Origin of the sequence: Colwellia sp. Bg11-28 (assembly GCF_002836245.1) — a bacterium.
GTDB classification, from domain to species: domain Bacteria; phylum Pseudomonadota; class Gammaproteobacteria; order Enterobacterales; family Alteromonadaceae; genus Colwellia; species Colwellia psychrerythraea_A.
The window spans coordinates 336,976-344,472 of record NZ_PJBA01000005.1; the positions used below are offsets into that span (position 1 = coordinate 336,976).

Below are 7,497 nucleotides of genomic sequence, written 5' to 3' on the forward strand. Positions count from 1 at the left end.
TTTGAACTTTACTAAGTGATATTTATACGACACTACTTAGTTATAAATAGCCAGTATTTATCAAATTGATATGATTTTATCGATCGCTAGCGTTACATTGGTTATAGCTTAGATGGAGGTTATATAGTAAAACAGACTTGAATTACTCTATCTATATGAAATACCATATAAGTAAGTAAAAGCTAGTGTTAATAACAATAATAAAAAAAACATGGCTATACTTGCAATAACAACAAAACTAACACTATTAATAACGCATTAGGAATTCTCATGACAGATCTACGCCAGCAAGCACTTGATTACCATGCATTGCCGACACCAGGAAAAATCAGTGTTTCATTGACTACCGCAGCAGAAACCAGCCAAGACTTGTCACTCGCATATAGTCCGGGTGTTGCTGAACCTTGTCGAGAGATAGCAAACAATCCAGACGATGTTTATAAATATACAGGAAAAGGTAATACTGTCGCTGTAATAACTAATGGCACTGCAGTATTAGGCTTGGGTAATATTGGTCCTATGGCCTCAAAACCGGTTATGGAAGGCAAGTCGTTATTATTCAAACGCTTCGCTAATATTGATTCTTTTGATATTGAAGTAAAACATAAAACAGTTGAAGAATTTGTTAATACTGTTGCTAACATAGCGGATAGTTTTGGTGGCATTAATCTTGAAGATATTAAAGCACCCGAGTGTTTCGCCATCGAAAAAGCGCTAATAGAACGCTGTAAAATTCCAGTATTTCATGATGATCAACATGGTACTGCTATAGTAACTGCGGCTGGTATGATGAATGCGTTAGATATTCAGGGTAAAGATATTAAACAAGCTAACATTGTCTGTCTAGGTGCAGGTGCTGCAGCAATAGCTTGTATGGAATTGTTGATTAAGTGTGGGGCACAGCGAGAAAAAATTTACATGCTTGATACTAAAGGTGTGATTCATACCCGTCGTGATGATCTTAATGAATATAAAAAATTATTCGCTAACAATACAGACAAAAGAACATTGGATGATGTGATTGAAGGCGCTGATGTTTTTGTTGGTGTTTCAGGTCCAGATCTTCTATCACAAAAGCAAGTAAAAGCTATGGCAAATAGACCAATTGTTTTTGCTTGTTCGAATCCTGATCCTGAAATAAAACCTGAGCTTGCTTTGGCTGCTCGTGATGACTTAATTATGGCTACTGGCCGCTCTGATTATCCTAATCAAGTTAATAATGTTTTATGTTTCCCGTTTATTTTCCGTGGCGCTTTAGATGTGCGTGCACGTACTATTAATGATGCTATGAAGATAGCAGCGGTTCATGCCATTAGAGCACTTGCCAAAGAACCAGTACCGGCAGAAGTGCTTAAAGCAAGCTGTGAGAAAGATCTTAGCTTTGGTAAAGACTATATAATTCCTAAGCCTATGGACCCTCGTTTGTGTGGCGCAGTTGCAAGGGCAGTTGCCCAAGCAGCAGTAGACTCTGGTGTTGCTGCGTTAGACATGCCAGAAAATTATATGGCTTAATGATCATGACTAACTAATTAGAATGGTGAATTCTCACTTAATCTCTATTAGTCTTTGATTATTTTGACAACAATAAAAATAAAGGTCATGGTATGAAAATTACCATGGCCTTTTTTATTGGACAATTATTATGAGAAAAACGTTAACACCAACTTTATTACTCAGTATTATGCTTACATTGGCTTTAACTGGCTGTTCTGAAACAAGTAATGAGAACATTCAAATACAAGAGACACTCAAGACAGGAGAAAGCCAAGTGGCAGGTAAAAAAGAACAAGCTTGGCAACAAGTCACCGTAAACTATTATGATTTTGAAGGCGGCTTTTATGGTTTAACTTCTGAAGCTGGAGATAAACTGTTACCCATGAATCTAGCTAAGCAATATAAATTACAAGGCACCGTACTGAAAGTGAAAGGTGAAGTCATTAAAGATATGATGACCATTCAACAGTGGGGCCAACCTTTTAGAATTATCGATGTTGAATTGATTAAGTTAGGTCAAAGCACTGGAAAAAATAAAGGAGCTGAGTATTAATACCAAGTCCATTAAGTTAGTTCCCACTCAGCGAGAATTAAAAGGCTTAAAGGCTAGGTATTGATTGAAGAGAATGGTTATTCAGGAGAATATGCTCCTGCATTCTCTAATAAGCTGCATCCATGCAGCGTCCTTGTCAAAATCAATAACACAGCATGTAAACCTTTACTTTTTATTAGGTACTCGCCCTTGGGAGCTTGTCAGAAAAGCAATAACTCTTCTGGCATAGCTCTGAGGTGGGAATAAATTTAATGGAATTGGTATAACCCCATTCCACTAAATTAAATGCTCAAAAATTGTGTAATAAAAGTTGGTATGGACAAGGCGTTTTATTGAGTAATAGCTGGCTATTAAGATTGAAAAAAACGCAGTTATCGTCAGTTTTAACCAGCAAGATTGATCAGATGGTTATGCGGATTGGTATAAGGTTATAGACAAGATAAAGGTTGGTTTAATAGAGTTAGTTGGCTTCTCCCTTCAATAAACTGAACTTGATAGAGCATTTGGTATTCTTTTTCCGTTAAGTCATCTACTTTTTGATTGCTTAGCAACTGAGTCAGTTGAGGGGTAGTATTGCTGTGTCCGACAATTAGAGCATTTTCTTTGTGATCTTTTAAATGCAAAGAAAACTGTTCAAGTTGTTTAGGGTCATAATTCTTGATAGCAATGTTTTGTCTGCTGGATAAAGGTGCTGCTGTCGACATGGTTCTTTGATAATTCGTACTATAAACAGATTTTATATTCGCTGTACTTAGTAACATTGCTAACTGTTTTGCTCTTTCTTCGCCACATTGTGTTAACGGTGGATTTTTACTATCAGCTTGCTTTTCAGCATGTCTCACAAGATAAAGAGTAAAGTTATCGCTTGCTAGGCAAGGTTGAGTCAATAATATACCGGCAATCATTAAACTGAATTTTTTCATAGTGTGCTTTTCTTCAAGTAAGAGGAGATTACTAGCGTGAAAAATATTTAATTATCACGCTAGTAAAAAGGGCTTTGTCATTTTTTAAAATAGACGATTTAAACCGTTCAAGGCTGCAACGCGAAATGCTTCTGCCATTGTCGGGTAATTGAAGGTTGTCTCAACAAAGTACTCAATGGTATTTCCACCATTTGTTTGTTGCATGATAGCCTGACCGATATGAATAATTTCAGCCGCATTTTCACCGAAACAATGGATGCCAAGAATCTCTTTAGTCTCACGGTGAAAGAGAATCTTTAAAGAACCAACCAAGTTATTAGATATTTGAGCTCTCGCAAGATGTTTGAACTGGGCACGGCCAACTTCATACGGTATTTTGGCTTCTGTAAGCTCCTGTTCAGTTTTACCAACCGAGCTAATTTCAGGAATGGTGTATATACCTGTAGGAATATCAACAATTAGCTTAGCTTTACTACTGCTATCAACCATTGCAGAAGCGGCTATTCGGCCTTGGTCAAAAGCTGCACTTGCTAAACTTGGATAACCAATAACGTCTCCCACTGCAAAAATATTGTCTACTTCAGTTTGATAACAATCATTTACTTTTAGCTGACCACGACCGTCTGCTTTTAAACCAGCAGCAGCGAGGTTTAGGTCGGCAGTATTACCTGTACGACCATTGGCAAAGAGCAGACAGTCGGCGCGCATTTTTTTACCCGACTTCAAATGGACTATTACAGCATCTTCACTGGATTCTACACGTTCAATTTCCTCACCATGTCGGATGACAACGCCGCTGTTCCATAAATGATAACTGAGTGAATCTGACATTTCAGTATCTAGAAAAGACAGTAAACGTTCACGAGTATTTATTAAATCGACTTTTACTCCTAGCCCTCTAAATATAGAAGCATATTCACTACCAATAACACCGGCACCATAAATAATGACATGTTGCGGAGCATGCTTGAGACTTAAAATACTGTCAGAATCATAAACACGAGCATGGTCAAAGTCGATATCATCAGGGCGATAAGGTCGTGATCCTGTAGCAATCATAATTTGTTTAGCTGAAATTTTTTCTACTGAACCATCTGGGTGCGAAATGCTAATGGTATGTGCATCAATAAATGAAGCTTGGCCTTGTATATGTTCCACGCGATTGCGGTTGTAAAAACCACTGCGTAAGCTAACTTGTTTTTGAATTACCGCAGAAGCATGGCTTAAGATATCTTGAAAGGTAAGTTGTTTTACTTGATCGTTTTGATTAAACAGTGGGTTTGAATTGTATTCAATTAAACGACTTACTGATTGACGTAATGCTTTTGATGGAATGGTACCCCAATGAGTACAACCACCACCAACTTGATGGTAACGTTCAATGATGGCTACTTTTTTCTGGCGTTTAGCAAGGTTCATTGCTGCGCCTTCACCACCTGGACCTGTACCTATGATAATTACGTCATAATCAAAACTTTTTTCCATCGTTTTGCTTGTCTTTGATTTAACCAAAAGTGAGCCCTCGTATTTATTTAATATAAGAATATAGCAATAGTTTATCAGAACTAAAACTGACAATATTGAGCTAATTCAGTATTATGATAATAATATTGAATTTATCTCATAAAGAGCCGGTTAGATGAGTGGTGTAAGAGCACAACAAAAAGAAAAGACCCGTCGTCAAATTATTAATGCAGCTCTAAATCAACTGAGTGCGGAACGTAGTTTCTCAAACTTAAGTTTACGCGAAGTTGCAAAAGAAGCGGGTTTAGCCCCGACATCTTTTTATCGCCATTTTTCTGATATGGATGAATTAGGTTTAACTTTAGTGGATGAAGCAGGTTTAACACTGAGGCAGCTGATGCGACAAGCAAGGCAGCGTATCGCTAAAGGTGGATCTGTTATTCAAATATCAGTACAGACCTTTATGGAATTAATTGAAAGTAATGGTAATATTTTCAGACTATTATTACGTGAACGTTCAGGCACCTCCGCTGCTTTTCGTGCTGCTGTAATTCGTGAAATTCGTTATTTTACAATGGAGCTTTGTGATTACCTTCAAAAAGCGAATCAGCTTGAAGCTGATGTTGCCTATATGCAGGCTAATGCTGCGGTAACCATTGTTTTTAGTGCTGGTTCGGATGCACTTGATATAGAAGATAAAGCGGAACGTGATCAATTAGCTCAACAAACAATTCAGCAATTACGCTTTATTGCCCGTGGTGCTCTTGAACTAAGTGATCGTCGTAAAATTTCAAGAAAATCTCGTTAGTTTACTTTCTTGTTAGTATTACACCTGTTTCAATATGGTCGGTGTAAGGGAACTGATCAAATAAGGCAAATTTATCAATTTGATGTGTTTCTACTAGAAGCGCTAAATTATCTTTCAAAGTTTCAGGATTACACGAGATATAAATAATTTTATTAAAACGTCTAACCAATTCAACACTGTCTCTATCTAATCCAGCACGAGGCGGATCTACTAACACGGTATCGTAGTTATAAGTGGTTAAATCAAAGTCTTCTAAACGTCTAAACTTTCGTTCACCATTCATCGCTTGACTAAATTCTTCACTAGACATACGTACAATATCTATATTATCAATACCATTTTCACTAATATTAATTTGTGCAGAACGAACAGAGGTTTTCGATATCTCAGTACCAAGTACTCGTTCAAAGTTTTCAGCAAGGGCGATACTAAAGTTACCATTGCCACAGTAAAGCTCAATGAGATCGCCTCCAGCATTTTGTGTTGCTTGCTGAGCCCATAAGAGCATTTGCTCATTAACACCCGCATTTGGTTGCGTGAAACTATTTTCTACTTGTTGATAAACATAGGTCTTACCTCCAACGTTCAAGGACTCCATTACATAATCTTTATCAACTATAATTTTTTGTTTCTTTGCGCGACCAATAATATCCACAGGGGCTATTGTTGATAGCTGAGCTTTTAGCTTTTCTGCCTCTATTTGCCAATTATCTTCCAAAGGCTTGTGGTACAGCATACTAATTAATAACTCACCACTTAGTGTCGATAAGAAATCGACTTGAAAAAGCTTAAACCGCAATTCACGTTGATCTTTAATTGTGGCGAGTAAAGCTTTCATCGCGTTGTTGATTAACTCGCTAGCAACAGGAAAGTCATCTACTCTAAATTTTTCCTTAGTTTTACTATCAAACATGATGTAATAAAGGTCATCACCTTCATGCCAAACCCTAAATTCTGCTCTTTGACGATAATTCAATGGTACCGATGGATATAAATCAGGAGCTGGTAGGTTGAAGTCACTAAATAACTTAGCCATATCTTGTTGTTTTTTTGATAATTGCGCATCGTAATTATCCGGATGAATGTGACTAAACATGGAAGTGCCTTGTATAAAGAAAGAGAGATTAGAATAACAGCGCGAATTTTACTATCGACTCAGCTTTTGTCTAGCTCTTAATCAGTCTATTTTATAAATAAGCCAATATTAACTAGTTTGCCTATCTATTAGCCATTGTTGCTGATTAACAGTTATAAGGGTAAACACCACTAGGTAACAAGGTTTATCCACTCAAGTAATTTATTAGTTAATGCCAAAGGAATATGAATAAGCAAGAATAACTTAAGTTCGATTACGTTAAATAAAGCAGGTTGAGCTATTGTAGAAAAATGCAGAAGAATCATTAGAAGCCTAAGTTAACGACTTGGTAGAATATAACCGTTCAACTTTAGATTTAGAGTAATAAAAAAGGCCGCTATTATAGCGGCCTTTTATTATATAAGTTGTAGCGTTAGTCGTCTTGATTGTTATCTTCAGTTCGCTCAGGGCGTTCCTTTGCTTCTCTTACTTTCAGTGTACGTTGCTGAAACTCAGTATCGTTCAATGCAGATATTGCTTTGTCTAAATCATCAGAAGCCATTTCAACAAAACCGAAACCACGACGTTTCCCTGTATGTTTATCTTTCATTAAACGTACAGAATGTACAGAACCATGTTCTGAGAAAAGCTCTCGTACTGAGGTTTCATTCGCTCTATAAGGTAAGTTACCAACATAAAGGGTTCTAACATCCTCATCCGAAGCTATAGTATTACTGGATGTAGATGAAGCTGTGTTGGTTGATGGACTACCAGTGAGTAAAGGTGCGAGAAATGCACTAACAAATACTAAACTGGCAATAAGTATAGAACTAGCCGGTACGGCAAAAGTGACAATATAAGCGATGATGGCAAATGCAACAGCAATGATGACTGTTTGTAACGTTGGAGACTTCATATAAAGATACCTAATTATTATTTTAATAAACTAATTTAACTGCTTGAATATAAGCAAATAGCAATTCTATGTTACGCAGCTTTTTATAATGTGCAACTATCAAGTGCAAAGTTTATGCAATTAATCTGTTATTAAAGAATAATTTTCAATAATTCCCCCTGTAATAGTTGCTTAAATGTACGTGTTGCCTTTTAACTGAGCGAACGATTCATTAAATGCAATTTTAAGTGGGAAAGGTGTTGACCAGAACTGAAAACTCTCTAC

7 protein-coding genes are annotated in these 7,497 nt (G+C 36.8%); 3 read left to right on the forward strand and 4 right to left on the reverse strand.

Going from position 1 to position 7,497, the window contains the following annotated elements; genetic code table 11:
- Positions 1-270: 270 nt before the first annotated feature.
- Both CXF79_RS06965 and CXF79_RS06970 read left to right on the forward strand, forming a co-directional pair.
- The gene (locus tag CXF79_RS06965; protein WP_101154449.1) at positions 271-1,512 is read left to right on the forward strand and encodes a malic enzyme-like NAD(P)-binding protein; all 1,242 of its coding nucleotides are present in this window, start codon (positions 271-273) and stop codon (positions 1,510-1,512) included.
- A 130-nt stretch (positions 1,513-1,642) separates the two neighbouring features.
- The gene (locus CXF79_RS06970) at positions 1,643-2,047 is read left to right on the forward strand and encodes a hypothetical protein (RefSeq protein WP_101154450.1); all 405 of its coding nucleotides are present in this window, start codon (positions 1,643-1,645) and stop codon (positions 2,045-2,047) included.
- Between the two features lie 428 nt (positions 2,048-2,475).
- Here the strand turns inward: CXF79_RS06970 and CXF79_RS06980 are convergent, their stop codons facing one another.
- Positions 2,476-2,970, reverse strand: a complete 495-nt coding sequence (locus CXF79_RS06980) for a SixA phosphatase family protein (protein ID WP_011041206.1) — start codon at positions 2,968-2,970, stop codon at positions 2,476-2,478.
- An 84-nt stretch (positions 2,971-3,054) separates the two neighbouring features.
- Positions 3,055-4,482 (reverse strand): Si-specific NAD(P)(+) transhydrogenase, encoded by a 1,428-nt coding sequence (sthA, locus tag CXF79_RS06985; RefSeq protein ID WP_269801450.1) that lies wholly within the window; start codon positions 4,480-4,482, stop codon positions 3,055-3,057.
- A 127-nt stretch (positions 4,483-4,609) separates the two neighbouring features.
- Here sthA and fabR point away from each other — a divergent pair, with 127 nt between their 5' ends.
- Positions 4,610-5,242, forward strand: coding sequence for an HTH-type transcriptional repressor FabR (gene fabR / locus CXF79_RS06990; RefSeq protein WP_011041208.1), 633 nt, complete (start codon positions 4,610-4,612; stop codon positions 5,240-5,242).
- Between the two features lies 1 nt (position 5,243).
- Here the strand turns inward: fabR and trmA are convergent, their stop codons facing one another.
- Positions 5,244-6,338, reverse strand: coding sequence for a tRNA (uridine(54)-C5)-methyltransferase TrmA (trmA, locus tag CXF79_RS06995; RefSeq protein WP_011041209.1), 1,095 nt, complete (start codon positions 6,336-6,338; stop codon positions 5,244-5,246).
- Between the two features lie 412 nt (positions 6,339-6,750).
- The gene (locus tag CXF79_RS07000) at positions 6,751-7,233 is read right to left on the reverse strand and encodes an RNA recognition motif domain-containing protein (protein ID WP_011041211.1); all 483 of its coding nucleotides are present in this window, start codon (positions 7,231-7,233) and stop codon (positions 6,751-6,753) included.
- Positions 7,234-7,497: the final 264 nt, after the last annotated feature.

What these genes read in the sequence shown, in the direction of transcription:
- CXF79_RS06965 (WP_101154449.1), top strand. Translation starts at nt 271, where the DNA reads ATGACAGATCTACGCCAGCAAGCACTTGATTACCATGCATTGCCGACA.
- CXF79_RS06970 (WP_101154450.1), top strand. Translation starts at nt 1,643, where the DNA reads ATGAGAAAAACGTTAACACCAACTTTATTACTCAGTATTATGCTTACA.
- CXF79_RS06980 (WP_011041206.1), bottom strand. Translation starts at nt 2,970, where the DNA reads ATGAAAAAATTCAGTTTAATGATTGCCGGTATATTATTGACTCAACCT.
- fabR (WP_011041208.1), top strand. Translation starts at nt 4,610, where the DNA reads ATGAGTGGTGTAAGAGCACAACAAAAAGAAAAGACCCGTCGTCAAATT.
- trmA (WP_011041209.1), bottom strand. Translation starts at nt 6,338, where the DNA reads ATGTTTAGTCACATTCATCCGGATAATTACGATGCGCAATTATCAAAA.
- CXF79_RS07000 (WP_011041211.1), bottom strand. Translation starts at nt 7,233, where the DNA reads ATGAAGTCTCCAACGTTACAAACAGTCATCATTGCTGTTGCATTTGCC.